Source organism: Nonomuraea turkmeniaca (assembly GCF_005889735.1).
In the GTDB taxonomy this organism is placed as follows: Bacteria; Actinomycetota; Actinomycetes; order Streptosporangiales; family Streptosporangiaceae; genus Nonomuraea; species Nonomuraea turkmeniaca.
This window is the reverse complement of sequence record NZ_VCKY01000032.1, coordinates 12,259-36,293: the sequence shown is the minus strand read 5'-3', so window position 1 is coordinate 36,293 and position 24,035 is coordinate 12,259. Positions and strand designations below refer to the sequence as shown.

Annotated in this window: 19 protein-coding genes and 2 pseudogenes; 11 read left to right on the top strand and 10 right to left on the bottom strand. The window is 68.6% G+C overall.

Annotated elements, in window-relative coordinates; all coding sequences use genetic code 11:
• The first annotated feature begins 100 nt into the window (after positions 1–100).
• From ETD86_RS12380 to ETD86_RS12355, 6 genes are all read left to right on the top strand, one after another.
• Complete coding sequence (locus ETD86_RS12380; RefSeq protein WP_211370000.1) at positions 101–5,299, top strand: ThuA domain-containing protein; 5,199 nt, start codon at positions 101–103, stop codon at positions 5,297–5,299.
• Between the two features lie 72 nt (positions 5,300–5,371).
• The gene (locus ETD86_RS12375; RefSeq protein ID WP_211369999.1) at positions 5,372–6,010 is read left to right on the top strand and encodes a hypothetical protein; all 639 of its coding nucleotides are present in this window, start codon (positions 5,372–5,374) and stop codon (positions 6,008–6,010) included.
• Between the two features lie 98 nt (positions 6,011–6,108).
• Complete coding sequence (locus ETD86_RS12370) at positions 6,109–7,146, top strand: COG1470 family protein (RefSeq protein ID WP_170223040.1); 1,038 nt, start codon at positions 6,109–6,111, stop codon at positions 7,144–7,146.
• Entirely contained in the window at positions 7,143–7,853 is a 711-nt protein-coding gene (locus tag ETD86_RS12365; RefSeq protein WP_138666274.1) for a hypothetical protein, read from the top strand. Before ETD86_RS12370 ends, ETD86_RS12365 begins: the two co-directional genes overlap by 4 nt.
• The gene (locus ETD86_RS55015) at positions 7,850–8,431 is read left to right on the top strand and encodes an RAD23 family protein (protein ID WP_170223035.1); all 582 of its coding nucleotides are present in this window, start codon (positions 7,850–7,852) and stop codon (positions 8,429–8,431) included. The genes ETD86_RS12365 and ETD86_RS55015 overlap by 4 nt, the downstream gene beginning before the upstream one ends.
• Positions 8,432–8,885: 454 nt before the next feature.
• On the top strand, positions 8,886–9,467 hold the full coding sequence (locus ETD86_RS12355; protein WP_211369998.1) for a DJ-1/PfpI family protein: 582 nt from the start codon (positions 8,886–8,888) through the stop codon (positions 9,465–9,467).
• 506 nt (positions 9,468–9,973) lie between these two features.
• Here the strand turns inward: ETD86_RS12355 and ETD86_RS12345 are convergent.
• The 4 genes from ETD86_RS12345 to ETD86_RS12330 form a co-directional block, all read right to left on the bottom strand.
• A complete protein-coding gene (locus tag ETD86_RS12345) occupies positions 9,974–12,187 on the bottom strand; it encodes a xanthine dehydrogenase family protein molybdopterin-binding subunit (protein ID WP_138666271.1) in 2,214 nt (737 codons plus the stop codon).
• On the bottom strand, positions 12,184–13,164 hold the full coding sequence (locus tag ETD86_RS12340) for an FAD binding domain-containing protein (RefSeq protein WP_138666270.1): 981 nt from the start codon (positions 13,162–13,164) through the stop codon (positions 12,184–12,186). Before ETD86_RS12340 ends, ETD86_RS12345 begins: the two co-directional genes overlap by 4 nt.
• An 8-nt stretch (positions 13,165–13,172) precedes the next feature.
• A complete protein-coding gene (locus ETD86_RS12335) occupies positions 13,173–13,823 on the bottom strand; it encodes a (2Fe-2S)-binding protein (RefSeq protein WP_138666269.1) in 651 nt (216 codons plus the stop codon).
• 207 nt (positions 13,824–14,030) lie between these two features.
• The gene (locus ETD86_RS12330) at positions 14,031–14,861 is read right to left on the bottom strand and encodes an SDR family oxidoreductase (protein ID WP_138666268.1); all 831 of its coding nucleotides are present in this window, start codon (positions 14,859–14,861) and stop codon (positions 14,031–14,033) included.
• A gap of 272 nt (positions 14,862–15,133) precedes the next feature.
• Between ETD86_RS12330 and ETD86_RS12325 the strand changes: the two genes are divergently transcribed.
• Together ETD86_RS12325 and ETD86_RS12320 are read left to right on the top strand one after the other, a co-directional pair.
• On the top strand, positions 15,134–16,033 hold the full coding sequence (locus ETD86_RS12325; RefSeq protein WP_138666267.1) for a helix-turn-helix transcriptional regulator: 900 nt from the start codon (positions 15,134–15,136) through the stop codon (positions 16,031–16,033).
• Positions 16,034–16,335: 302 nt separating this feature from the next.
• Positions 16,336–16,644: pseudogene (locus ETD86_RS12320) on the top strand (transposase family protein); the annotation flags it as partial.
• A gap of 164 nt (positions 16,645–16,808) precedes the next feature.
• On the opposite strand, the gene ETD86_RS12315 reads toward ETD86_RS12320, so the two are convergent.
• Positions 16,809–17,213, bottom strand: coding sequence for a nuclear transport factor 2 family protein (locus tag ETD86_RS12315; protein WP_211369997.1), 405 nt, complete (start codon positions 17,211–17,213; stop codon positions 16,809–16,811).
• Between the two features lie 150 nt (positions 17,214–17,363).
• Between ETD86_RS12315 and ETD86_RS12310 the strand changes: the two genes are divergently transcribed.
• The gene (locus tag ETD86_RS12310; protein WP_138666266.1) at positions 17,364–17,915 is read left to right on the top strand and encodes a TetR/AcrR family transcriptional regulator; all 552 of its coding nucleotides are present in this window, start codon (positions 17,364–17,366) and stop codon (positions 17,913–17,915) included.
• Positions 17,916–18,062: 147 nt separating this feature from the next.
• Here ETD86_RS12310 and ETD86_RS12305 read toward each other — a convergent pair.
• Positions 18,063–18,257, bottom strand: a pseudogene (locus ETD86_RS12305) (hypothetical protein); the annotation flags it as partial.
• A 648-nt stretch (positions 18,258–18,905) separates the two neighbouring features.
• Here ETD86_RS12305 and ETD86_RS59070 point away from each other — a divergent pair.
• Positions 18,906–19,031 (top strand): hypothetical protein, encoded by a 126-nt coding sequence (locus ETD86_RS59070; RefSeq protein ID WP_281286900.1) that lies wholly within the window; start codon positions 18,906–18,908, stop codon positions 19,029–19,031.
• Positions 19,032–19,338: 307 nt separating this feature from the next.
• Here the strand turns inward: ETD86_RS59070 and ETD86_RS12295 are convergent, their stop codons facing one another.
• Both ETD86_RS12295 and ETD86_RS12290 read right to left on the bottom strand, forming a co-directional pair.
• Positions 19,339–20,184: a helix-turn-helix transcriptional regulator gene (locus ETD86_RS12295; protein WP_138666265.1), complete on the bottom strand. Its 846-nt coding sequence runs from the start codon at positions 20,182–20,184 to the stop codon at positions 19,339–19,341.
• Between the two features lie 43 nt (positions 20,185–20,227).
• Positions 20,228–20,692, bottom strand: a complete 465-nt coding sequence (locus ETD86_RS12290; RefSeq protein WP_170223039.1) for a YybH family protein — start codon at positions 20,690–20,692, stop codon at positions 20,228–20,230.
• 535 nt (positions 20,693–21,227) lie between these two features.
• On the opposite strand from ETD86_RS12290, the gene ETD86_RS12280 reads away from it, so the two are divergent.
• Entirely contained in the window at positions 21,228–21,605 is a 378-nt protein-coding gene (locus ETD86_RS12280) for a sensor histidine kinase (protein WP_138666262.1), read from the top strand.
• Positions 21,606–21,611: 6 nt separating this feature from the next.
• On the opposite strand, the gene ETD86_RS12275 is transcribed toward ETD86_RS12280, so the two are convergent.
• On the bottom strand, positions 21,612–22,601 hold the full coding sequence (locus tag ETD86_RS12275; protein ID WP_138666261.1) for a carbohydrate kinase family protein: 990 nt from the start codon (positions 22,599–22,601) through the stop codon (positions 21,612–21,614).
• On the bottom strand, positions 22,598–23,767 hold the full coding sequence (locus ETD86_RS12270) for a hypothetical protein (RefSeq protein WP_211369996.1): 1,170 nt from the start codon (positions 23,765–23,767) through the stop codon (positions 22,598–22,600). The genes ETD86_RS12275 and ETD86_RS12270 overlap by 4 nt, the downstream gene beginning before the upstream one ends.
• Positions 23,768–24,035: the final 268 nt, after the last annotated feature.

Below are 24,035 nucleotides of genomic sequence, written 5' to 3'. Positions count from 1 at the left end.
TTTCATGTCACCACGTCATCGAACGTGGGCCAGGCTGCTCAACGCGGCCCTGCCAGAAAGCGGACGACGCCCGAGACGCCGAACCGCGACCACGATGGCCATGGCCCTCGTCGCCCCCCTCATCACGCTCCTCGCGGCTCCCGTGAGCGCGGAGGCCGCTGCTACGGCGGCGGAGCCCGCCTTCAAGGTGCTCGTCTTCTCGAAGACGACCGGCTTCCGGCACGACTCGATCCCCGAGGGAATCGCAGCCGTGCAGAAACTCGGCCAAGAGAACAACTTCGCGGTCGACACCACCGAGGACAGCGCCCTGTTCACGGACCAGAACCTGGCGCAGTACCAGGCCGTGGTCTTCATGTCCACGACCGGTGACCCGCTGGGCACGCAGGCCCAGAAGGACGCCTTCCAGCGGTACATACAGAACGGCGGCGGGTTCGTGGGCGTCCACGCCGCCGCCGACAGCGGGTACAACTGGGCCTGGTACGGCAAGCTGGTCGGGGCGTACTTCAAGCAGCACCCGGCGATCCAGCAGGCCACGGTCAAGGTCGAGGACCCGGCGCACCCGTCGACCAAGGATCTCCCGACGACCTGGTCCCGTACCGACGAGTGGTACGACTACCAGGCCAACCCGCGCAGCGCGGTTCACGTCCTGACGTCGATGGACGAGAAGTCCTACACCGGCGCCACGATGGGCGCCGACCACCCGAACACGTGGTGCCAGGACTACGACGGCGGCCGTTCGTGGTACACCGGGCTCGGCCACCTCAAGGAGAACTACAGCGAGCCCAACTTCCTGAAGCTGCTTCTCGGCGGCATCCAGACCGCCTCCGGCGCGGTCAAGGCTGACTGCTCGGCCTCGCAGAGCAGCAGCTTCGAGAAGGTCACGCTCGACGACAACACGTCGAACCCGATGATGGTGGACGTCGCCAAGGACGGCCGGGTCTTCTACATCGACCGGCTCGGCGAGGTCAAGATCATCAAGCCTGCGGGCGGGACGGTGACGGCGGCGAAGCTGAACGTCTTCACCGCCAACGAGAGCGGCCTGCTCGGGCTGGCGCTCGACCCCGGCTTCGACTCCAACCACTGGGTGTATCTCTACTACTCCCCCACCGGCACGAACGTCGACCGGCTGAGCAGGTTCACCGTCACCGGTGACACCCTGGACATGACGAGCGAGAAGAAGATTCTCGACGTCCCGGTGCAGCGGGCCGAGTGCTGCCACCACGGCGGCGGCATGGTGATGGACCCCAAGACCGGCAATCTGTGGCTGGGCACGGGCGACAACACCAACCCGTTCGCCTCCGACGGCTACACGCCGATCGACGAGCAGTCCGGCCGCTCCAGCTGGGACGCCCAGCGCACCTCGGGCAACACCAACAGCCTGAGCGGCAAGCTGCTGCGGATCCACCCTGAGGCCGATGGCACCTACACCATCCCGGCCGGCAACCTGTTCGCGCCGGGCACGGCGAAGACCAAGCCGGAGATCTACGGCATGGGCTTCCGCAACCCGTTCCGCATAGGTCTCGACCCCAAGACGGGCCACATCATGCTCGGTGAGTACGGCCCCGACGCCAACTCGGCGAGCGCCACCCGTGGTCCGCAGAACACGGTCGAGTGGAACCTCGTCTCGAAGCCGGGCAACTACGGCTGGCCGTACTGCGTCGGCAACAACACCCCGTACGTCGACTACAACTTCGCCACCAAGCAGTCGGGGTCGCCGTTCAACTGTGCCGCGCCGGCCAACGACTCGCCGAACAACGACGGCCTCTCCAGCCTGCCGCCGGCGGTTCCGGCGACGATCTGGTACCACTACGCGGCCGACCCGCAGAACTTCCCGGAGCTGAACGGTGGCGCGCCGATGGGCGGCCCGGTCTACCGCTCCGACCCGAACCTGCAGTCGGACGTGAAGTGGCCGGCGTACTGGGACGGCAAGGCCGTCTTCGGAGAGTGGAACAACGACAAGGTGTGGTCGTTCCAGCTCGACGAGAACGGCAGCAAACTCGTCGAGATGAACCCGATCCTCGGCTCCCTGTCCTTCAAGAAGCCGATGGACATGAAGTTCGGCCCCGACGGCGCCCTGTACATGATCGAGTGGGGCTCCGGCTTCGGCGGCGACAACGCCGACTCCGGCATCTACCGCATCGAGTACACCAAGGGCACCCGCCCGCCGATCGCCCGTGCCACGGCGGACAAGACCGACGGGCCCCTGCCGCTGGCCGTCACGTTCTCCAGTGAGGGCAGCCGGGACCCGGACGGCAAGACGCTCACCTACGCCTGGGACCTCGACGGAGACGGTGACACCGACTCCACCGACCCCAACCCCACCTTCACCTACGAGGAGGGGGGCGATTACAGCGTGGTCCTGACCGTCAAGACCCCCGACGGCAAGACCGCCAACGCCAGCGTGGCGATCAGCGCGGGCAACACCCGGCCCACCGTCTCGGTGAACGTCCCGCCGAACGGCGCCTTCTTCGAGTTCGGCGACCAGGTGAAGTTCAAGGTCACCGTTTCCGACCCCGAGGACGGCACGATCGACTGCGACAAGGTCCAGATCCAGGCGATCCTCGGTCACGACAGCCACCCCCACCCGCTCGACCAGCTCAAGGGCTGTGAGGGCACCCTGCAGACCCAGCAGGTGGGCCACGGCGAGTACGACAACCTCTTCTACGCCATCGAGGCCAGCTACACCGACGGCGGCGCCGGCGGCGCCAAGCCGCTGACCGGGCGGGGCCAGGTCCTCCTGCAGCCCAAGCGCAAGCAGGCCGAGCACTTCTCGCAGACCGGCCGGGTGCCCGACGGCAAGGGCACCGACGCCGCAGGTGTCCAGGCGGAGACCACGACCGACACCCAGGGCGGCAACCAGCACATCGCGTTCGTCCAGGACGGCGACTGGTGGTCGTTCGACCCGGTGAACCTGTCGAACATCACCGCGATCCGGCTCCGGGCCTCCTCGGGCGGCGCCGGCGGGACCGTGCAGGTCCGGGCGGGCAACCCCGAGACCGGCACGCTGGTCGGCTCGGTCGACGTGACGCCCACCGGCGGCTGGCAGACGTTCACCGACGTCACCCTCGACCTGACCAGCCCGCCGACCGAGAGCGGACCGCTTTACTTCGTCGTGCGCAAGCCGGCGAGCGCGGCCGACAACGCCTACCTGGTCAACTTCAACTGGGTCTACTTCGTCGGCAAGGGCGCCACGGACAACGAGCGTCCGGCCGTGACCGCGACGGCGACCCCGGCGACGGGCGTCGCTCCGCTGAAGGTCGACTTCAAGGCGACGGCCACCGACCCCGAAGGGGACCCGATCACCTACAAGTGGAACATCGGGGTGACCGGCGCGCCGGAGCCCACCACAGCCGAGGCGAGCTACACCTACACCGCGCCGGGCAACTACACGGCCGTGGTGACCGTGACCGACGACAAGGGCGCGTCGGCCACCGCCCAGGTCCCGGTCAAGGTGGACGCGCCGGCCACGGTGTGCTTCACCGGCCGTTCCGACGACTTCCTTGGCAGCCAGCTCAACCGTGACCGCTGGTCGGTCATCCGGGAGAACCAGGACCTCAAGGTCGCGGACGGCAAGCTCTTGATCCCGACCTCGACCACCGACATCTACAGCACGGGCGGCAACACGCCGAACATCGTCCTACAGCCGGCGCCGTCGGGTGCCTGGACCGCCACCGCAAAGCTCACGCTGGACGCGCGTGACGCGTACCAGCAGGCGGGCCTGGTCATTTACGGCGACGACGACAACTACGCCAAGATGGTGCTCCAGGCGCGGTCGACCTCGGGTCCCAACCACGCCAGCCGCATCTTCCAGTTCATCAGGGAGGAGAACGGCAGCCCGAACGAGGTGTCGCAGAGCAACACGGCCGACCTCGGGGACTCCTACCCCGACACGGTGTACGTGCGGTTCATCAGCGACGGCACCAACATCACCGCCCACTACTCCTCGGACGGCACCACGTTCACCGCGATGCCGCAGACCAAGCCGCTCGCCGGGATCGCCAACCCGAAGATCGGCCTTCTCTCGCTGGCCGGGGCCAACCACCCGGTGGTGGACGCGTCCTTCGACTGGTTCCACATCACGCCGGACGACAAGGCGACGGCGCCGGACCCCGACGACGAGTTCGCCGGCACCGCGCTCGACGCCTGCCGCTGGAACGCGGTCGTGCGCCCCGACGCCACCGCGGCGCGCGTCGGCAACGGCAAGCTGGAGCTCGACACCACGGCCGGTGACATCTACGGGACCACCAACAGCGGCCCGAAGAACTTCATCCTGCAGACGGCGCCGAGCGGCGACTGGACGCTGGAGACCAAGCTGGACGCCTCGGCGCTCAACGAGCGGTACCAGCAGGGCGGCCTGATGGTGTACGCCGGTGACGACGACTACGTGAAGCTCGACTTCCTCACCACCAACGCCGCGGGGTCGGCGGCGGCGCGGAGCATCGAGCTGCGCAGCGAGGTCGGCGGAACCGTGCAGAGCCCGCAGCCGCAAGTGAACAACCTCACCAGCGGCGTGTGGTGGCTGCGGCTGAAGAAGGCGGGCACCACCTTCACCGGCTCCTACTCCTCCGACGGCCAGACCTGGACGGATCTCTCCGCGACGGTGGCGAACACCGCGGTGGCCACCGGCGCGAAGGTCGGCGTGTACACCATCGGCACCACCCAGTCGGCGTCGAAGACGGTCACGTTCGACTACTTCCACCTGACCAACGGAGGGTCGGACGAGGACGAGACCCCGCCGGTGACGACGGCGACGACCGATCCGGAGCAGCCGGCGGGCGGCACGTTCACCGGTCCGGTGTCGGTCACGCTGAAGGCCACCGACGAGGCCGGCGGCAGCGGGGTCGACAAGACCGAGTACCAGCTCGACGGCGGCGGCTGGACCGCCTACACCGCACCGGTCACCGTGACCGGCGACGGGCAGCACGAGCTGAACTACCGCTCGGCCGACAAGGCGGGCAACGTCGAAGAGGCCAAGACGCTGACGCTGACGATCTCGGCGCCCGCGCCGCAGGTCAAGCTGACGGTCTCCGCCTCGTCCCGCTGCATCGGCACCTCGGCGTACGTGGCGGTCACGGCCGTCAACGGCTCGGACGTGCCTTCGACGGTGACGCTGACCACCCCGTTCGGTTCGAAGACCGTGGCCGACGTGGCCCCGGGCAAGCAGGCGTACCAGTCCTTCAACAGCCGGGCCGGGCAGATCGACGCGGGCACGGTGGCCGTGAAGGGGACCGCGACGATCGGCGGCGAGCAGGTCACCTCGTCGTACGACGCCACCTACCCGGCGCTCAGCTGCCGCTGACCGCCGACAGCAGAACCGGGGCCGGCCGGCCGAGCAGCCGACCGGCCCCACCCCCCTCGATGGAGCGAACACATGAAAATGAACAGGACTACGCACATGATCGCCGCGGCGATGCTCGGTGTCGCGCTCGCCGCCGGCGTCGGCGTGGCCGGTCCCGCGGTGGCGGACGACGACCCCGACAACGGCATCGACGTATCGGTGACGATCGAACCCAACACCACGCCCGGTCAGGTGTCTATGACCGTCGCCGACAACGGCGGAGTGGCGCTGCAGGAGGACGGCTCCAACGCCGCCGCCCGCCAGTTCGTCGGCACCCTGCCGACGGTCACGGTGACCGACACCCGCCGTCCCGAGGAGATCCCCGCCGGTGACTTCTGGGCGGTCGTCGGCCAGGCCAGCGAGTTCACCGCGACGAGCGGTTCGGCGCCCGCCATCGGCCCGCAGTACCTGGGCTGGCGGCCGCGCCTGCTGAGCGACTCCTCCTCCGGGGCGGTGGAGGCCGGTGAGCCCGTCTCCAGCGTCATCTCAGACGGCTCGGGGGCGCCCACCGTCGGTCTGCAGGGGCAGGAGCTGCTGGTGTCGACGGCGAACTCCGCCGACGAGATCGGCACCTGGCAGGTCAACGCCGACCTCGCGCTGCGCACTCCCGCCGACGTCGCCGCCGGCGAGTACCACTCGACTCTGACGCTTTCCCTCTTCAACCAGTCCTGAACCCGAGGCAGGACGCCATCGCCCGCTGTGGTCGTCCGGGACCTGCGCCGGCCTGGCGCGGGTCCGGGACGACCACGATGAGACTGGAGACACCTCTGTTGACCACAAGCCGTTCGCGAGGCGCCCTCGCCCACCTCGCCGTCTTACCCGCTGTCGGTGTTGCCCTGCTGGTCGCCGTCCTGGTCACCTCGGTCGCGTTCGCGACCCCGTCCGACGCCGACACCACCTGGTCAGTCGTTCCGGCCAACGCCGAGGGTCCTGACGGCCGCAGCGTCATCGACCTCGAACTCGCCGGCGGACAGCAGGTGGTCGAGCATGTGGCGGTCATCAACCGCTCCACTCAGCCGGTCGACTTCGCGATCGACGCCAACGACGGCTACCTGACCTCCAAGGGCTACTTCGACATGCGGCCCTCGGACGCGAAACCGACCGACGGCGGCTCCTGGGTAGCGGTTCCCGAGAAGGTGACCATCGCCGCCGGGGCCACCTCCGTCGTGCCGGTGACGGTGTCGATCCCCCAGAACGCGACGCCTGGCGATCATCCCGCAGGTGTGACGGCGTCCCTGGAGACCATCTCCGGTCAGGTACGGGTCCAGAACCGGGTGGGCGTCCGCCTGAACATCCGCGTCACCGGCGACTACGTGGCCAAGGTGGCAGTAACCGACGTGCAAGCCCAGTACACGGGATCGTGGAATCCGTTCGCCGCCGGATCCGTCGAGGTGACCTATACCGTGGCCAACGTCGGCAACGTCCGGCTGGTCACGGACAACCGGGTCCTGACGTCCACGTTCGTGGGCGAGAACACCTGGAGTGACCCGTCCGCGGCCAATGCCAGGGAGCTCATGCCGGGCGGCAGCCGCACGTTCGTCGCACGGGTGCCCGGCGCCTGGCCGCTGGGTCCCATCGGCACGACGGTCACGGCGATCCCCTCGCCCGCGGGCAAGCCGATCCCGGGCGTCACCGCCCAGCGGATGGCGATCGACACCACGGTCTGGGCCCTGCCGTGGCCGCAGCTCGCCCTCCTCGTCCTCCTCATCCTCGCCCCCTTCGCCATCCGGCTGGTCGCCGCCTGGCGCCGCAAGCGCATCGAGAAGCTGATCATGCTCCACAGCAAAGGCACGCCTCAGGAGGCGTGAGCGACATCGACATCCGCCCTCAGGAGGTGGCGACCATCAACCGACCCAGGCAACCGGCCCCCGCACAGGGTGCGACGTGGGCCCGCGTGCTCGCCCTCGCGGTCGCGTTCGCGCTCGGCGCGATCGTCGCCGGCGGTGTGGTGTTCGCGCTGACCCGGCCGGACTCGATCAAGCAGACGGCCGACCGGCTCCGTGCCGAGTCCGCCCTCCGCGACAGAACGCAGATCAAGACCCTGACGGAGCTGGCCCGCAGCACGCGGGGTCGGCTCCTCCCCGTGCTCGACGGGCTGAGCCGGGCCATGCCGACCGACGGCACCGCGGGGCCCGTCGCGGTGACCGCCGCCGACGTCGAGACCTGGGAGCAGGCGGCCGCCGCGGCCGTCCAAGGCTTCGCCGACCCGCCGTCCGGCGAGACCGCCACCAACGTGGCGCGGTCGAGTCTCGCCTCCGCCGTACGGCAGCTCGCCACGACCGTCGACACCTACGCCGCCGCGCGGGGTCTGACGGGACCGGCCCGCGCCGCCGCCATGGACCTGGCCGTACGGCAACGCGCCGACGCGCTCTTCACCTGGTCGATCGGAGCCACCGCTCTCGACGCCCTGAACATCGACGCGGGCTACGGCCACCAGCACGTGTTCCTACCGACATCACCCGGCGAAGGGGCACTCACCCCCGACACCGAACCCGAGGGGAGTCACGACTCGTGAACAAGGCACCGGCATACGTTCTCACCGTCCTGCTGACCGGGCTCATGCTGGTGCTCGGCGCACCGGCGGCCTCCGCCCACGGCGGGCCGATCAAGCTGGAGGTGACGGGAGACGGCGCCGACAACGTCAACGTGCTGGTCACGTACAAGAAGGACGGCCATCCCGTAACGGAGATCGTCGAGGCCACGCTGAAGGCGACCTCGGCAGACGGCCGTTCCTTCGGGCCGGTGCCGCTCAGGTCGGCGCCCGAGGGCCAGAACCTCTACCACTCCGCGGAGCCGCTGCCGAGCGGCGAATGGCGGGTCACCGTGACCGCGACCGAGCCCTCCAAGGCGAAAGCGACGGTGAAGGTGAAGGCGGGCGTTATCGCCGCCTCACCCGTGGCGGCGACTGCCCCCGCATCGGGCCAGGCGACGGCGCCCGCGCGGAACAAGGCCGCCGCGCCGGCGACCGTGATGGACGACCAAGGTGCGATGGGGACTCCCCTCAAGATCGGCATCATCGTCCTCGTGGCGCTCGTCGCCCTCGCGGCCTGGATCGCCCTCGCCTGGCGGCACCGCATGGGCGTCCGGCGCTGAATTCGGCCGGCCGGGGATTGGCGATACAACAGAAGGCGCAACCGACCAGCACCTCGCCGGGGCTGGGGGGTGGGCTGAGCAACCTTCACCCCGGCGCGGACCAGCGCGACGAGGTGAGGGGCAGTGACCGCACGCCGGCGGGCCGGGGCCGACTCGATCAGCTCGAACGCCACAACCCGCGCCTCTTCGAGGAGGTGATGTACCTGGCAGGTCGGCGTGCACCGCATCGACGGACGCGTCCGGCAGGGATCGCCTCGGCGCTATCCGGAAGGGAACGGATGGCCCGCAGCGCGCGGCGCAGATCGCCGGCATCGCCGGGTTGGCTCGACCGCGACGATGTCGGCCCCCAGCGTGACCAGGAAGATGGTCAGTTTGCTGGTTCCGCGCTTCCGACGGAAGAACTGGACTCCATGTACCCCGTCTTGCGGCTCCGGAAGGGGGTCATGAGGCGATCGTGGCCGCCCCTACCACGCGCGCGGTAAAGCTGCTGGTCCACGACTTCGAGCCCGGCTGGGACGCCTACACCGAGAGGCCCGGCCGTCAACTGCCGGTGGATCTCGCATTCGCCGACGTGCGCCCTGAGGACTACCAGGCGCTGGTGATCCGGGACGGCCGCGCGCCGGAGTACATCCGCGCCGATCCCGACGTCTCCCGTATCGTTCATTACTTCTTCGAGCGCGGCCTGCCGGTGGGCACGATTTGCCACGGCCCGCAGGTGCCGGCCGCGCTTGGCGTGCTGCGCGGCCGTACCACGGCGGCCTTCCCGCCATTGAGGACCGACATGGAGATGGCGGGTGCGACCTTCGTGGACGCCCCCGACGTGGTGGACGGCGCGATGGTCGCTGTCGTGGCTGGCCAGACCTGCCTGAATGGTCGCGTGCCTTCATGCGCGTGCTGGAAGGCGCGAACGTGTCGTTGTAGGTGGTTCGGTCGTGCCCTCACCCTGCGCCACCAGATCACCGTCCTCGAACGCCGGCTCGGCTCTGACATCAGGGTGAGATATGCCCCGGAAGACCACCGAATCCTGCTGCAGTGAAGATCACTCAACGCCACCACCGATTACGGGCCAGAGCCACTTCAGTGGTGTATCTCGATCTTGCCTGATTAGCGGGTAGTCGGGGTCAGGCGGCCTTCGAAGGTGATGGCGAAGGCGTTCAGGGCGGCTTTCCAGCGGGTGATCCAGCGTTTGCGAACCCTGTACCGGGCAGCCCCCGCACCGCCGCGCGCAAGCCGGACACCGTCTGGACTCACATGAACAACGTCCAGCCCACCCTCCTGCCTGGTCACAACGCTAGGCCGTCCTTGCTGGTTTCAAATACCGCTGGAGGGTGCGGCGGTCTTCGTGACCGGACAGGTTCATCAGGTCGGCCTCGGTAGCGCCGTCCTCACTGTCGGCGGCTGACCGGGTCAAGGTCGCGGGCGGCGCGAAGGGAGCGTCCAGGGCTGGGCGCGAGCAGTCGCCGGACGGTCGGAGCGCCCCGGCGATCGGTGGTCCGCGAACCCATTGCCGGCAAGCTCAGCCGGGGCCTTCGCCCGGGCGGCTTAGAGCAGCGCCTCGGCGGTGATGGGCAGGTCGCGGACGCGGCGGCCGGTGGCGTGGAAGACCGCGTTGGCGATGGCGGGCGCGACCCCGACCTTCACGATCTCGCCGAGGCCCTTGACGCCGATGGGGTCGGCGTGGGGGTCCTCCCCTTCCAGATAGATCGCCCGCAGGTCGGGTACGTCGGCGTTGACGGGCACCAGGTAGTCGGCGAGGTTGGCGTTGACGATGCGGCCGTCGCGGTGGTCCGTGACGGTGTGCTCCAGCAGCGCCATGCCGATGCCGCCCACCATGGCCCCGAGCGCCTGGCTGTCGGCGAGCTTGGGGCTGATGATCCGTCCCACGTCGTAGACGCCGAGCATTCGCCGCACCCGCACCAGGCCCAGCCGCCGGTCGACGGCCACCTCGGCGAACACGGCGCTGTAGGCGGAGGTGGAGAACTGCTGCTCCGCCGCCGGGGAGAAGGCTCCGCGTGCTTCCAGGTGCGTACGGCCGTTCCGGGCCAGGAGTTGCTGGTAAGTTTCGCCGCGCGCGGGGTCGCTGCCCAGGTGAAGCCGGCCGTCGCGGACGATGACGTCGCCGGCGTCGACGCCGTGCAGCGGGGACCGCTCGTCCTCGACGGCCAGCTTGATAGCGCTCTGCCGTAGTTTGTCGCAGCCGTCCTGGACGGCCGATCCGACGCTGGCCATGGTCAGCGAACCGCCGTGCGGCGGGGCCGGCGGCAGGTCGGAGTCGCCGAGCTCGAAGCGGACGGTGCGCATGGTGAGGCCGAGAGCGTCGGCGGCGAGTTGAGACATGGACGTGTAGGTGCCCGGGCCCATGTCGCTGGCCGCGGCCTGGATCAGGGCAGTGCCGTCGGCGTCCAGCCTGACGTGGGCCTCGGCCGCACTGCGCAGGGTGTCGTAGCAGCCGCTGGCCACGCCGGTGCCGACGAGCCAGTCGCCGTCCTGCGTGGAGCGCGGCCTGGGGTCGCGCCGATCCCAGCCGAACTCGCGGGCGCCGACGCTGAAGCACTCGCGTAGCCGCCGGGTGGAGAACGGTCGCCCGTTCGACTGGTCGGTTTCCGGTTCGTTGCGCTGCCGCAGTTCGATCGGGTCGATGCCCAGTTCGTGGGCGAGCTCGTCCATGGCCGATTCGATGGCGAAGGCAGCGGTGGAGAAGCCGGGGCCCCGCATGAACGTCGGCGTGTTCACATCCAACGGCAGGGTCCGGAACGTCTGGCGGACGTGGGGCGTGGCGTAGAGCATCTGCCCCAGGACTACTGTGTTCTCGGCGAAGTGCTCGTACGTGGACGTCTCGGCCCGGAGGTTGTGGAGCATCGCGGTCAGTCGTCCGCTCCGGTCGCTGCCCACGCGGACCGTGTACTCGCACGCGGGCCGGTACCCCACCCCGTAGTACAGCTGCCGGCGGGTCAGGACGAGCTTCACCGGGCGCCGGACCTCACGGGCGGCCAGGGCCGCGATGGTGACGTGCGGCCAGGTCCGCAACGCGTTGCCGAACGCGCCGCCGACGAACGGCGAGATGACGTGCACCGACTCCTGCGGGAGGCCGAACACGGCGGCCAGTTCCGCCCGCGTGCCCAGCACCCACTGGGTCTTGTCCCAGACAGTGAGACTCAAGCCGTCCCATCGGGCGATGGTCGCGTGCGGCTCCATCGCGTTGTGGTGGTTGCGAGTGGCCCGGTAGGTCTGCTCCAGCCGTACCTCCGCGGAGGCCAGCGCCTGCTCCGGGGCGCCGCGCTCGTAGTCCTGGGCAGGCATGGGGTCGTTGACCGGTCGTGTGGTCGTAGCCAGGTCGGTCGAGGACTTCCCGGCCCGGTACGAGACTTTCACCAGGTCAGCGGCGTGCTGCGCGGCCTCCAGTGTCCTGGCCACGACCACGGCGACCGGCTGCCCGAAGAAGCGGACCCGATCGTCCTGGAAGACGTGCAGCCGTTCGCCCACCTCCGGGTCCAGGAAGGCCCCCGGATTGTCGCGGTAGGCCAGCTTGGGCGCGTTGAGATGGCTGATCACCTTCAGCACGCCGGGCTGGGCGAGGGCGGCGCGGACATCGATGCCGGTGATGCGCCCGAGCGCGATGCCGCTGTCGACGACCACGGCATGGACCATGCCTTCGACGTCGTGGTCGGCGGCGTACGCGGCCTGGCCGGTCACCTTCAGCCGTCCGTCCACCCTCGACAGCGGCGCTCCGACGGCCGCCTGCGGCTGAGGGCTCACTCGGTACCTCCTACGATGCGCAGCTGGCGTTCGACCGTGCGTTTGAGCAGGTCGACCTTGAAGCGGTTGTGTTCCAGGGGGCGCGCTCCGTCTGCCGCCCGCTCGGCGGCGCGCGCCCACAGGGCCGCGGACGGCCGTTCGCCGATGAGCCGGCGCTCGACGGCGGGCAGCTTCCACGGCACGGTGCCCACGCCTCCGGCGGCGACCTTCGCCTCCCGGATCACTCCGTCTCGTACGTACAGGGCGACGGCGGCGGAGGTGAGCGCGAACTCGTAGGACTGCCGGTCGCGTACCTTGAGGTAGCCCGACTGGAGCGGGCGGGGATGGGCCGGGATCTCCACGGCTGTGATCAGCTCCCCTGCCCGGAGGGCCTGTTCACGGTTCGGGGTGCGGCCCGGCTGGAGCAGGAAGTCGGAGAAGGCGACGCTGCGCTGCCCGTCCGGGCCCAGCAGATGCACGGTCGCCTCCAACGCCGCGAACGCCACGGCGACATCGGAGGGATGCGTGGCCGCGCACTGGTCCGAAGTGCCCAGGATCGCGTGTGTACGGTGGAAGCCGTCCCGCGCCGCGCAGCCCGAGCCGGGTTCGCGCTTGTTGCAGACGGCCGTCACGTCACGGAAGTACGCGCACCGCGTGCGTTGCATGATGTTGCCGCCGATGGTGGCCATGTTGCGCAGCTGGGCCGACGCGCTCAGCTCCAGTGCCTGCGAGATCACCGGGAAGGTACCGCGTACCTTTGGATCCGCGGCGGCCTCGGCCATCCGTACCAGAGCGCCGATCCGCAGCCCCCCGCGCGCGGTGACCATGATCTCCCGCAACGGCAGAGCACTGATGTCGACCAGCGTGCCGGGGCGCTCGACAGTCTCACGCATCAGGTCGACCAGCGTGGTACCGCCCGCGATGTACCGGCCGCCGCTCCGGCCCGCCGCGAGGGCGGCGCGAGTGTCGGAGACCTTGGTGTAGGAGAAGGGGTACATGGGCTCCGTCACTTCCCGTGTGCGGCCTGGCCGACGGCACGCACGATCTTCACGTAGCATCCGCAGCGGCAGAGGTTGCCGCTCATCCACTCCCGGACCTCCGCCGCGGAGCCGGTGCGGCCCTCCTGGATGCAGCCGACGCCGGACATGATCTGCCCGGGAGTGCAGAAGCCGCACTGGAAGGCGTCCTGGTCGATGAAGGCCTGTTGCAGCGGATGCAGGTCACCGTCGCCTGGGGCGAGGCCCTCGATCGTGGTGACCTCGGCACCCTCCAGCCGCACCGCCAGCGTCAAGCACGAGTTGACCCGCCGCCCGTCGACCAGGACCGTGCAGGCCCCGCAGGCGCCGGCGTTGCAGCCCTTCTTCGAGCCGGTCAGGCCCAGTTGTTCGCGCAGCAGATCCAGTAACGAGGCGCGGTTGTCGACAGTGACGGTGTGCCGCTCGCCGTTGACGGCCAGCGAAAGGCGGCCGCTCGGCGGCGTCCCAGCGGCGACGGCTTCCTCGGCCGCCAGCACGGGCGCCGCGACGGTGGACCCGCCCACCACCACGGCGCCGCCGACACCGGCGGTCATGGCGGCGATGACCGTGCGCCGGGTCGGCTCGAATTCGGTGGATACGGCCGCCGCATCCGAAGGTTCGGCCAGTATACGTTCTTCCATGAAAGGCCCTCTCCGAGAGGTGTAGGTCACGGGCAGGTGTCAGGACCTGTTCCGTTCTATGGAGCCCCGCTGGGCCGGCTCGGCGAGGTCCGTGCTCTCGCTCCCGTCCGGGGACAGCCGTACGCCGCGGGGAGGCCGGTGAGCCTCCGGCCGGTGGAACGCGGCCGGTCCACCGGCCGCGCTTTCTGTGGTCGAACGAGACCCGGGTCAAGCAGCGGGGCGGCTGCCCATGGCCGCTTCCGAGACGTGATTCCACTCCTCCCAGCTCGCGATGCGCTGCGCGTACTCCTCACGCATCCAGTCGAGCAGGCCTGCGCCGAGGAAGATCCGCAGCGGCGGTTCCTCGGCATCGACGACCTGGAGGATGGCTGGGGCGGTCCCCTGCGGGTCGCCAGGGGTCACCCCGCTCCAGAACGTGTCCACGGCCTCGCGCACACCGTCGTAGACGGGCAGCTGTTCGGCGCGCACGGCCGAACTTCCGCCCCAGTCCGTGGCGTAGCCGGTCGGCTCGACAATCGTGACCTTGATGCCGAAACCGCGGACCTCGCCGGCGAGAGCCTGGCTCATCCCTTCCAGCGCCCACTTGGACGCGTTGTAGATACCGACACCGGGGAACGCGCGCAGCCCGCCGATGGAGGAGACCTGGATGATGTGGCCCGAGCCCTGCTCGCGCAGATACGGCAGGACGGCCTGGGTCACCCACAGAGCGCCGAAGACGTTGGTCTCGAACTGGTCGCGCGCCTGCTGCTCGGTGACCTCCTCGGCCATGGTGAACAGGCCGTATCCCGCGTTGTTGATGACGACGTCCAGCCGCCCGAAGTGGTCGTGGGCCGTCTTCACGGCCAGGTCCACGGCGGACTTGTCGGTGACGTCGAGCGCGATCGGCAGGACGTTGCCGCCGTAACGGTCGACGAGGTCGGTGAGGGTGGCGACGTTGCGGGCGGTGGCGGCCACCTTGTCACCCCGGCCGAGCGCGGCCTCGGCCCAGACGCGGCCGAATCCTCGCGAGGTTCCGGTGATGAACCAGGTATGAGACATCAAGAGCTCCTAGAAGAAACTGGCGGGGCAGGCCGCGACAGCGCGTCTGCCCGAGGTGCTGATGGGGAAGAAGCCGGACGGCCGCGTGATGCGGTCCCCACGTGAGATCACTCAGGCACCGTGCTGATCGGCGCTGGTTCCCGTTCCGGCCGGACATCGCCAAGCCTGCCGTTCGTGCCCGGGAACAGCCATCCGCTGCTTTGGCTACCTTCCGTCTTCCTACTGCTGGCAGTGGCAGGCACGACGGTTGCGGATGGGGCAAACTGGACAGCATGCCAAGCCTCACTCCCTCCGGAGATGGGTCGGCTGCCGGCCTCGATCGGCGTGCCGAGCTCAGCGAATTCCTGCGCAGCCGCCGAGCCCGGCTCAAGCCCGCCGACGTCGGCCTGCCCGACTACGGACGGCGACGGCGGGTGCCCGGGCTACGCCGGGAGGAGCTGGCACAGGTGGCGGGCGTGTCGGCCTCGTACTACACCCAGCTCGAACAGGGCAACAGCGCCAACGTGTCGGTGGAGGTCCTGGACTCCATCGCCCGCGCCCTGCGGCTGACCGAAACCGAGCATGCCTACCTGACACACCTGGCCAAGCCCACCCGGCAGCGGGCGAACAAACCGTCACCGCGGACCCAACGGTTGCGCCCCGCCATCCAGCAGCTTCTCGACACGATGACGGACGTACCCGCGTACGTGTACGGATTCCGCATGGACATCCTCGGCTGGAACCGGCCGGCCGCCGCGCTGTTCGGCAACTGGGCCGAGCTACCGCCCGAGGAACGCAACTGGGGCCGGCTGATCTTCCTCTCGCCCGGCATGCGTGAGGTGTTCATCGACTGGGAGCCCAAGGCGAGCGGTATCGCCGGAATGCTGCGCATGCACGCCGGCAGCCATCCCGAAGATCCGCAACTCGCCTCGCTGGTGGGCGAACTGTCGGTGCGCAGCGAGGAGTTCCGCCGCTTGTGGGCCGCGCACGAGGTGCGTCGCAAGAGCCATGGTGTGCTGCGGATGAACCATCCGCTGGTGGGTGAACTCACCCTTTCGTACGAGATGTTTCCCCTACCCGACAACCCTGACCAGGTGCTGGTCGCGTACCACGCGGAACCAGGCTCCGAGTCCGCCACGGCCCTACGGCTGCTCGCCAGCTGGGGAACGGACGCGACGACACCGGTCGGCTGAATCCAACCGAGACAGGTCCCCGCCACGTCTCCCGCCTCGGGTTTCCACGGCGGCGAGCCGGTGCGGGCACCGTGATCCGTCAGCCGTCCGCACCCTTCCGGTGCAGCCCCCGAGGAATAGTGTCTCGATGAGCAAGATCATCCTCATCGCCGGCGCGTAGGACAGCACTTCCCCATCTGCACGCGCCGCTTGCCAGCGGCATCCCATTGGGTGGCTCGGAATGGCTGACGAACCGGTTCACCAAGTGCGGGACCACAGCAGGGCGTTCCGGTTGGCGCGCCGTGCGGGTATGCGCGGCGCACCTAACCCTGCCCGGCTCGGTCCACGACCTGACCGCAGCCCCAACGCACGACATCATCGAGGCACTGACCAGCGCAGACGTGATGACCTTCGCCGACAAGGGCTATCAAGGTGTCCGCGGCAGCGTGCGCACTCCGTTCAAGCGGCGCCGCTTGAGGCCGAAGCTGTCACGCCGGCAGAAGACCGTGAACCGCGCCCACGCGAAGATCCGCGCCCGCGGCGAGCGCGCGATCGCCACCCTCAAGACCTGGAAGGTGTTGGTCAAGCTGCGCTGCAGCCCACGCCGGACGACCACGATCGTGCAGGTTGTCGGACCCGGCGGTTTGACCTCACGTCGTAGCAGCTCAGGTGGCCGGTGTGGACCGCCGGCGCGAGCGGGGTGGTGGACGCCGTCGGCGAGGTTCGAGGCCGAACCGCCCAGCGGCGCGGTTCTTTTATGCAGGTTAGACGGTGACTCACCAATTGAGTCACCGTCTTAGGGCCTTGTCAGCTGTGCGCAGAGGGCGTCGAGTGTGTTTGTGGCACGAGCGAGCCCGAGATGGTCGATGTAGTCCCGCGACTCGACGATCAGCCCTTCGCGGATCCGGAGGACGATGATGCCTGGCGTGGCCCAGCCCGCGTCGCCGCGGTAAGTGAACTCGCCGATGACCACCTCGGGGTCGGCAGTGTGATGGACTCGTACATCCTCAACGCGAAAGCCTGCCAGGCCAGCCGACGCCGCCGCGGCGAAGTGCTGTCGGAGTGCTTCGCGGCTGAGCATCGGGGTGTCGCCGAGTGGGGCCATCGGGTGCCGCACGTCAGTCTCTTCGGCGTAGAACTCGGCCAGCTTGTCGACCTGGTCGCGATCACCGTTCTGCAGCCGGCAGGCGCCGTCGAGCATGGCCCGGAATATGTCTTCGGGGGTTCGCATCGTGGTTACCCTTCTATCCGGAGTCTTCACTCCGAATAATACGGAGTCAAAACTCCGGATAGCAAGCGTTGGTACCGGGGCCCTACGGGAGCAGGACTCCCGGGGAGGGAAGATGGTGGGATGCGGAGCGACGCGCGGGCAAATCGGGACCGGGTGCTGGCCGCGGCCGAAGAGGTCTTTGGCGAGTCCGGCAACGCCGGCTCGACCGAGGAGGTCGCGCGCCGGGCCGGTGTCGGAATCGGCACCGTCTTCCGACACTTCCCGACCAAGCGGGCGCTGGTCAAGGCCACGATCGTTCGGCACCTCACCCTGCTCGCCGAAACAGCGCGGGCGCGGGGCGAGGGCGGCGAGGCCGGGGCGGCGTTCCGGGAGACGTTCCGGGAGATGGTCTCGGGCGCTCCGGCGAAGCTCACGCTCGTCGCGTTGCTGGAGGAGCCCGCCGACTCGACAGGCTCCGCTGACGAGGTGGAGGCCGCGGCCACTATGGTGCGCGAAGCCGTCGAGGAGTTGCTCTCCCGCGGCCAGCAAGCCGGTGAAGTGCGCGCGGACGCAACGGTAGATGAGGTCTACATGCTGATCAGAGCGCTGGCCAACGCCCGGGGCGACCGGACCGTCGTGGACAGAGCGGTCGACATAGTGCTGGACGGCCTGTCCCCGCGGCGTTCCGAGTAGCCACCCCGCGCAGTCTGCGCACCTTCCTGGCCCTGAACCGCGGCGGCGCCGGTAGGTCGCCCCTCAGGCGCGTGGCCGGCGTACGGCGTGGACGGCGACGCCGAGGGCGAGGCTTCCGGCGCCGGCGAGCACGGACTCAGCCGGCGGCCGGGTGTAGGCGCCGCCGTTGCGCAGGTGAGCCAGGGCGAGCAGGGCCTGCCGTCCCACATCAAGGCGCCGCCACCGAGACCGACGCTGGTTGCGGCGGTTGTGGATGCGATCGGCCAGGTGGTTCAGGGTCCGGCTGGACCACGAGATCGTTGACGGGTAAAACAGTACAGACGACGCTCCCGGTCGGGGCATCGGGTTTTGCTCGATTTGTTGTCTTACCCGGAGCCTCGCCCCCATCGATATGCGGCTCCCCCTACCCGGGCTGACCTGCAAGACCAGGTTGGAAAGGCTCAAGTGGCGTTAGCGAGCAAGGCGGGCCGGACGAGGGGGCCGGACGGCTGGCCGGACAGCGACGGCGCCGAGCGTGATTCGGGCTGGCCGGGCGACTCCGGTGGAGACGGCGAAGAGCAGTCGTCCAAGCTGAACCGGTTCCGCGCAGCGCGGTGGAACCAGTCGAACCCGCTGAGCTGCGACTACGGCAGTCCGCAGTCCCCTTCTGGGGTATTCCGGCCGCTCCCGAGTCAACGCCACACTGCCAAGCGGATCTTCGATCGGCTCGATGAGCACGCTGCGGCGGGCATCTCCTATGGGATGGTGCGGGCCTATGTCGCCACGCGGCGGCGGGAGATACGCCTGGAAGAGGGCGCGGGCCGCCGGAGCAGACGTTCGTGCCGCAATCGCACTTGCCTGGGGCAGAAGCCGACGTCGACTTCGGCGACGTGGCAGTGCGCCTGGGCGGACGGCACGTGACCTGCTACCTGTTCTCCTTCCGGCTGTCGTACTCCGGCAAGGCGGTGCACCGACCATCTCAAGCGGCCAAGAGGCGTTTATGGAGGGCACGTGCACGCCTTCAGCGTGCTGGGAGGCGCGCACCGCGGCAAAGTGCGCCACGACAACCTCAAGGCCGCGATCGCCCGAGTGCTGGGCCTGTCCAGAGCGCGGGTCGAGACGCAGCGGTGGCGGTGATACACACTCGATCTTTGCGGCCCACGTTCCTGATCCATGTGTTCTCGCCAGCGCTCGCCGGGGGCGCCGACCACGGTGACGGCTAAAGAGGCGACTGTCGCTAACGCGACCCGCATCATCAGCTTGAACGCATGCTCCCATGTCCGGGGGGCCGTTGCGGATCGGCGCGCGGGGCTGGGACAACCAGCTCTGGCGGCCCGGCGACGGCCCTCCCCATCCGATCGCCCTGGATCACCATGCTCGACGTCCGCATCGTCATCCGGCACCACGGCGAGGAGCCGGATCGAGGTCGGCTGCCAGGCGCTGTTCACCGAGGACTTCGCGGTGACCCCGGGACAGTGGGCTGGTCCGCGGGGAGGAAGTTGTAGATCACCAGTCCGAAACCGGCATAGGCATCGAGGCTGAGCGCTTCGTACTGCATGCGGACGCGCCCCGACCCCGGCACCGCGAGGTCCTTGACTCCTTGCCCGAGGTGACCGACCTCGTTGAGGTCCCAGATCGCGGCGAAGTCCGGGCTCGATGAGTACAGGTCGCCGATCAGGCGGTCGGCTTCCGGGGAGGTGAAAGCCCACCGGCCGAGTTCGAGGCGGAAGGTGGCGACGGCGAGCTTCGCCTCGTGCCACCAGCCGTCGACCCGGGCACGGGCGGCCGGATCGGAGAACAAGATCCGCAGTACGTTGCGCCGGCCGATCGGGATCTGGTCGTAATCGGTGAGCAGCGAGGCCGCGGCGGCGTTCCACACCACGACATCCCAGGCCGCGGACTTGATGTACGCAGGGCACGTAATGGCGTCTACCAACCGCTGGAGCCGCGCGAGATCCTCCTCCCCCAGCTGCTCGACCGCGGGTCCGGCGCGGCCGAAGGCGAGGAGGTGGACGTGTTCTCGTTCGTCGGGACGGAGCTCCAGCGCGTCGCAGACGGCGTCGAGGACCTTCGCCGACGGCACGCCGCCCCGGCCCTGTTCCAGACGCGTGTACCACTCGACGCTGATGTTGGCTCGCGCGGCGATCTCCGAGCGGCGCAGACCGGGTGTGCGGCGCCGGTTCGCGGGCCTGTCGACATATCCGGATGGGTCGAGGTATCTGGACGGGTCGAGTTGTTCCCGCCGCGAACGGAGGAACCTGCCCAGCTCGTTGTCGGTCAGACCGCGCATAGCGCTCTTGATCCTCCCACATCGAGCTGGGTGCGGTCGCGTCCTATCGTTGTGCCATGCTCGGGACGAGGCCCATCAGAGACTGCCCGGTGGCGAAGTCGGTGGGCCAGGACACGTGATCATGGATCATCAACCACTCGTCATCGATGAGGCGGAAGCAGTTGGTCTGGCGAACCCAGGTGTCGATCGCGGTCCCGTTCATGACGCCGGCAAGGTGCACCATCGCCCGCATGAAGGCGAGGTCGCCGCCGGCCTGGATCTCGAGGTCGGCGAACTCTAGTTCGATCCCGCCCTCGAAGGAGGCGAAGAACCGCACCCAGTTCTCTCGCCACATCTCACCGCCATGGAACTCCAGCGGCGGCATGAGGTCGAACGCGGTGAAACCGGTCGGCGCGTAGAAGGACATCATCGCGTCGACGTCCTTCGCTACGAAGCTTCGCTGCCATGCGAGGACCTGCCGCCTTACCTGCTCTTCTCTGGAAGGGCCCGGTCCATTCGGGGTGGTCATCGTCGTCTCCATTCCGGCTCGCGTTTCAAGCCCAGGACTCCACTTTCGTGAGTGGCACCGCCGTCAACCAGCCCCGCTTTATGGTGGTATATCCGCTACCCCCTCGCGCCCCGGCGATGATCCAGCCTTCCGTGAAGAAGAGGAACAGCGTGCAGCCCGTCGTCGTCTGCGGGACGTGCGAGGCATCGCAGCAGGTTTGGCCCCTGTCCGGTGCCAGAACTGACGCAGGGCGTCTGACCTGGTCTTCTAGGCTTGGTTCCCGTGCTGTTTCAACTTCTGTATCTACTCGCGGTCAGGGTGTTCGGTTGGCTGGTGCTGCTCTCCGACCTGGTCATCTGGGTCACCTCGGGGACTCGTCGTGTGGTCACTCTCCAGCATCCCGACCCACCGGTCGCCATGCCGGAGCGTTCCGACCCTGATCACGAGGTCGAAGGACTACGGCTCCGGGACTTATGGCTGTACCGAATCGCTCCCGAATCGTGACTTTCAGCACTTCCCTGACCTTGCCCCGGCCTTCCCAGGATGGGCAAAACCAGTGATCATCGGCCACGCCAGCCGCGCCAACGTCACCGTTGACGTCACGGCCTCCGATCTGGCGCTGACGGTGGCCGACAACGGCGTCGGCGTGGCCGCGGGCGAGCAGGGAAGGCGCAGCGGTCTGCACAACATTGACGAGCGCGCCGCCCGGCTGGGCGGCACCGCCGAGCTTGAGATCCCGCCCGGCGGCGGCACTTTGGTGCGCTGGCAAATCCCTCTCTCAAACGGGCCTGTGAAGTCCCATGGCGGCATTCAGGCGGGAGGTCAGGCGCCACTCCGTCGGGCGTCCCCCGCTTCCACGCGTTCGCGCTACCGCCAGGCAACCCCGACCTGCTGCCCGGCCGCTCCTGGCCTGATGGGGCCACAGCCACGCTGAGGCGCTTCAAGGCCGCGTCTGGTTTGAGTCATGCGAGGCCGAGCCCCGACGCGCGGTCATACGCTGGCTGTCCCAGCGCCCGAGGAACATGGCGACAGGGTGGCTTTCCCGAAGCTGAGCCAACTCCACGGCCGTCAGCGAGGTCGCACCAGGGAAAGTGTCACCTACTTTCCAGCCGGCGTGAAGCACCGCGTCCTCAAGTGCCGCCATGGGGTTCCCAGTGGCGAGCCAGCTGTGGACGAACGACGCGAAGAGTGCGTCCCCGGCCCCCGCCGTGCTCACAACTCCGCGTGGTGCGATGGCCACGGCCTCGACCAGGGAACCGTCGGTCAGCCCCATGACGCATCCTCGCCCACCAAGACCGACGGCGGCAACCGCACACCCGGGATAGCGCTGGAAGATCTTCGCCACCCACTGTCTCGGGGGGCAGGGCAGCCGTTCGTGGCTGCAGAAGATGATGTCAGCGACCTCCAGCCAAGGCCGGTTGTACGCGTCGTCCACATCCGTGATCAGATGGACGTCGACCGCGATCGGCACATGCCGTTCACGTGCGTGTTCCAGAAGGGGCCGGACGAACGCGGTGTTGGTGAGGACGGCGAGGTCAGCGCCATGCAGTAGGCAACGGAACACCTCGACGGGGTATTCGACGGTGTTGACGGCGGCGACATACGGATGACCTGAGCGTCGTCCATTCGAGGCCACCAGTACAACACCGAGGGAGGATCGTGGTGCCGTCACCACTCCTGGCCCCCACAGCCCTCGGGCACGCAGCGACGTGTTGATCGCCTCTCCTGCGAGGTCCTCCCCCACGAGGGTACAGAGACGCGCTTCGTCGCCAAGGGTGTGGACAGTGCTGGCGATGTGGCAAGCGGCCCCAGACACCTCGACTCTCATCCATTCGGGGAACCTCTGCGACGCGTACGGCAACGGGAAATCCGGCACCGGCATGGCCATGTACAGGCTGGTGACGCCGGCTACAACTATTGTGCTGCTCATCTTCTCCCCTTGAAGGCCACATGGCCGGAAACACCGATCAGATAAGGCGCGGGCACCGGATCTGCCCTCGGAACTGTGAGGGGCTGCGGCAGCCGCATCAGCCGGTACATCAGACGCCGCATGTTCCGATCGAAGCGGCCTGGTGCCGAGGTGAGCCGTGCCACTACCCGAGCGTGCCGTCCCGGATGATGGTGAGCGGCGGCCCAACGCAGTTGGGCCGGCAAGGGCTGATCCAGCCGGAGCCGGGGTGCTGTCGAGGCAAGAAGTCCCCCGGCCGACTCCGGATCCACGTCGTCTCCCGCATCGCCCACCAGTAAGACGGAGGCACCGCAGACCGTGCCGTACACCGCTGCCGAACCGTGGTCGCCCACCACGTGGTCGGCGGCAACGAGGACACCGCGCCAATCCGCTTCGGGCGGTACCAACGCGAGTTCGTACCTGAGGCAGTCGGCCAGCCAGGTACGGATCTGCCAGATGCCGTGACCAAACCAGATGTTCGGATGAAGAAGGGCGGCGATGCGGTAACGGTCGCGGGGAAGCTCAGTCAGCATCCGACGAAGCAACCCTGGGTGTCGGCCGAAGAGAGAACCCGGCCCCCAGGTGGAGGTCACCGCCACGAGCTCATGCTCGTCCCGCACCCGCAGAGCCCGTCGATAGGCGCGACGCTCACATGAACTGGCGACCAAACGATCATGGGAAGCGTCGCCGACGACTTCGGCGACCGCCACAGCTTCTGGGCAACTCCGCGCCAACCGCCCACGTTCCGCGTCGTGAGCGAGCACGATGGCTGACGGAACCACTGTGCCGTCGCGGACCAGTTCCTGAGCACTGAGTCCGTACACGCCGCGAGCCGCGACGGCTCCGCCGTCCAGCCGGCGGCTGACCAGTTTGTTGTAACCGGCCCCATGCGGAATGACCACGAGAGGTGCGTGGATGTTCTCGATCCCCCCATATGCGGCACAGATCGCGAGGTCGAACTGCTCGCGGACGGCCAGGTGCCACGGGAGCGTCACTCCCCCGATACGCCTGAGCAACTCGGCCACCCCGTTGCTGAAAACATCGGGCCCTATCGTGAAGACCACCTGGACCCGGAGATCGGCGGCGAGAAGGCCCACAACGTCCAGCAAACGCTGGCCTGACGTGACCGTATGGACGATCACCAGCACCGTCCGCCGACTACGGCGCGTCACCCAGCGCGCCGCATCCGGCCCAACCGGCACGCGGTACCCCTCTGAACACGGCATCGGACTTTCGACCCCCTGTCACCGACGGCGCGGTTTCGCATCGCCCTATTCGCCTGGCCGTAATCCCCGTTCAACGGCTCTATCCGAGAATCCCTCAGATTCCTGGACAAATCCTTGCAACAACCGTGACATGCAAAAGTCAGGCAACGGATGCCATATGGACCGATAACCATGTCTGCGGGAAACTGTC

What these genes read in the sequence shown, in the direction of transcription:
- ETD86_RS12380 (WP_211370000.1), top strand. Translation starts at nt 101, where the DNA reads ATGGCCCTCGTCGCCCCCCTCATCACGCTCCTCGCGGCTCCCGTGAGC.
- ETD86_RS12375 (WP_211369999.1), top strand. Translation starts at nt 5,372, where the DNA reads ATGAAAATGAACAGGACTACGCACATGATCGCCGCGGCGATGCTCGGT.
- ETD86_RS12340 (WP_138666270.1), bottom strand. Translation starts at nt 13,164, where the DNA reads ATGTACCCCTTCTCCTACACCAAGGTCTCCGACACTCGCGCCGCCCTC.
- ETD86_RS12335 (WP_138666269.1), bottom strand. Translation starts at nt 13,823, where the DNA reads ATGGAAGAACGTATACTGGCCGAACCTTCGGATGCGGCGGCCGTATCC.
- ETD86_RS12330 (WP_138666268.1), bottom strand. Translation starts at nt 14,861, where the DNA reads ATGTCTCATACCTGGTTCATCACCGGAACCTCGCGAGGATTCGGCCGC.
- ETD86_RS12325 (WP_138666267.1), top strand. Translation starts at nt 15,134, where the DNA reads ATGCCAAGCCTCACTCCCTCCGGAGATGGGTCGGCTGCCGGCCTCGAT.
- ETD86_RS12315 (WP_211369997.1), bottom strand. Translation starts at nt 17,213, where the DNA reads ATGCTCGACGGCGCCTGCCGGCTGCAGAACGGTGATCGCGACCAGGTC.
- ETD86_RS12310 (WP_138666266.1), top strand. Translation starts at nt 17,364, where the DNA reads ATGCGGAGCGACGCGCGGGCAAATCGGGACCGGGTGCTGGCCGCGGCC.
- ETD86_RS12295 (WP_138666265.1), bottom strand. Translation starts at nt 20,184, where the DNA reads ATGCGCGGTCTGACCGACAACGAGCTGGGCAGGTTCCTCCGTTCGCGG.
- ETD86_RS12290 (WP_170223039.1), bottom strand. Translation starts at nt 20,692, where the DNA reads ATGACCACCCCGAATGGACCGGGCCCTTCCAGAGAAGAGCAGGTAAGG.
- ETD86_RS12275 (WP_138666261.1), bottom strand. Translation starts at nt 22,601, where the DNA reads ATGAGCAGCACAATAGTTGTAGCCGGCGTCACCAGCCTGTACATGGCC.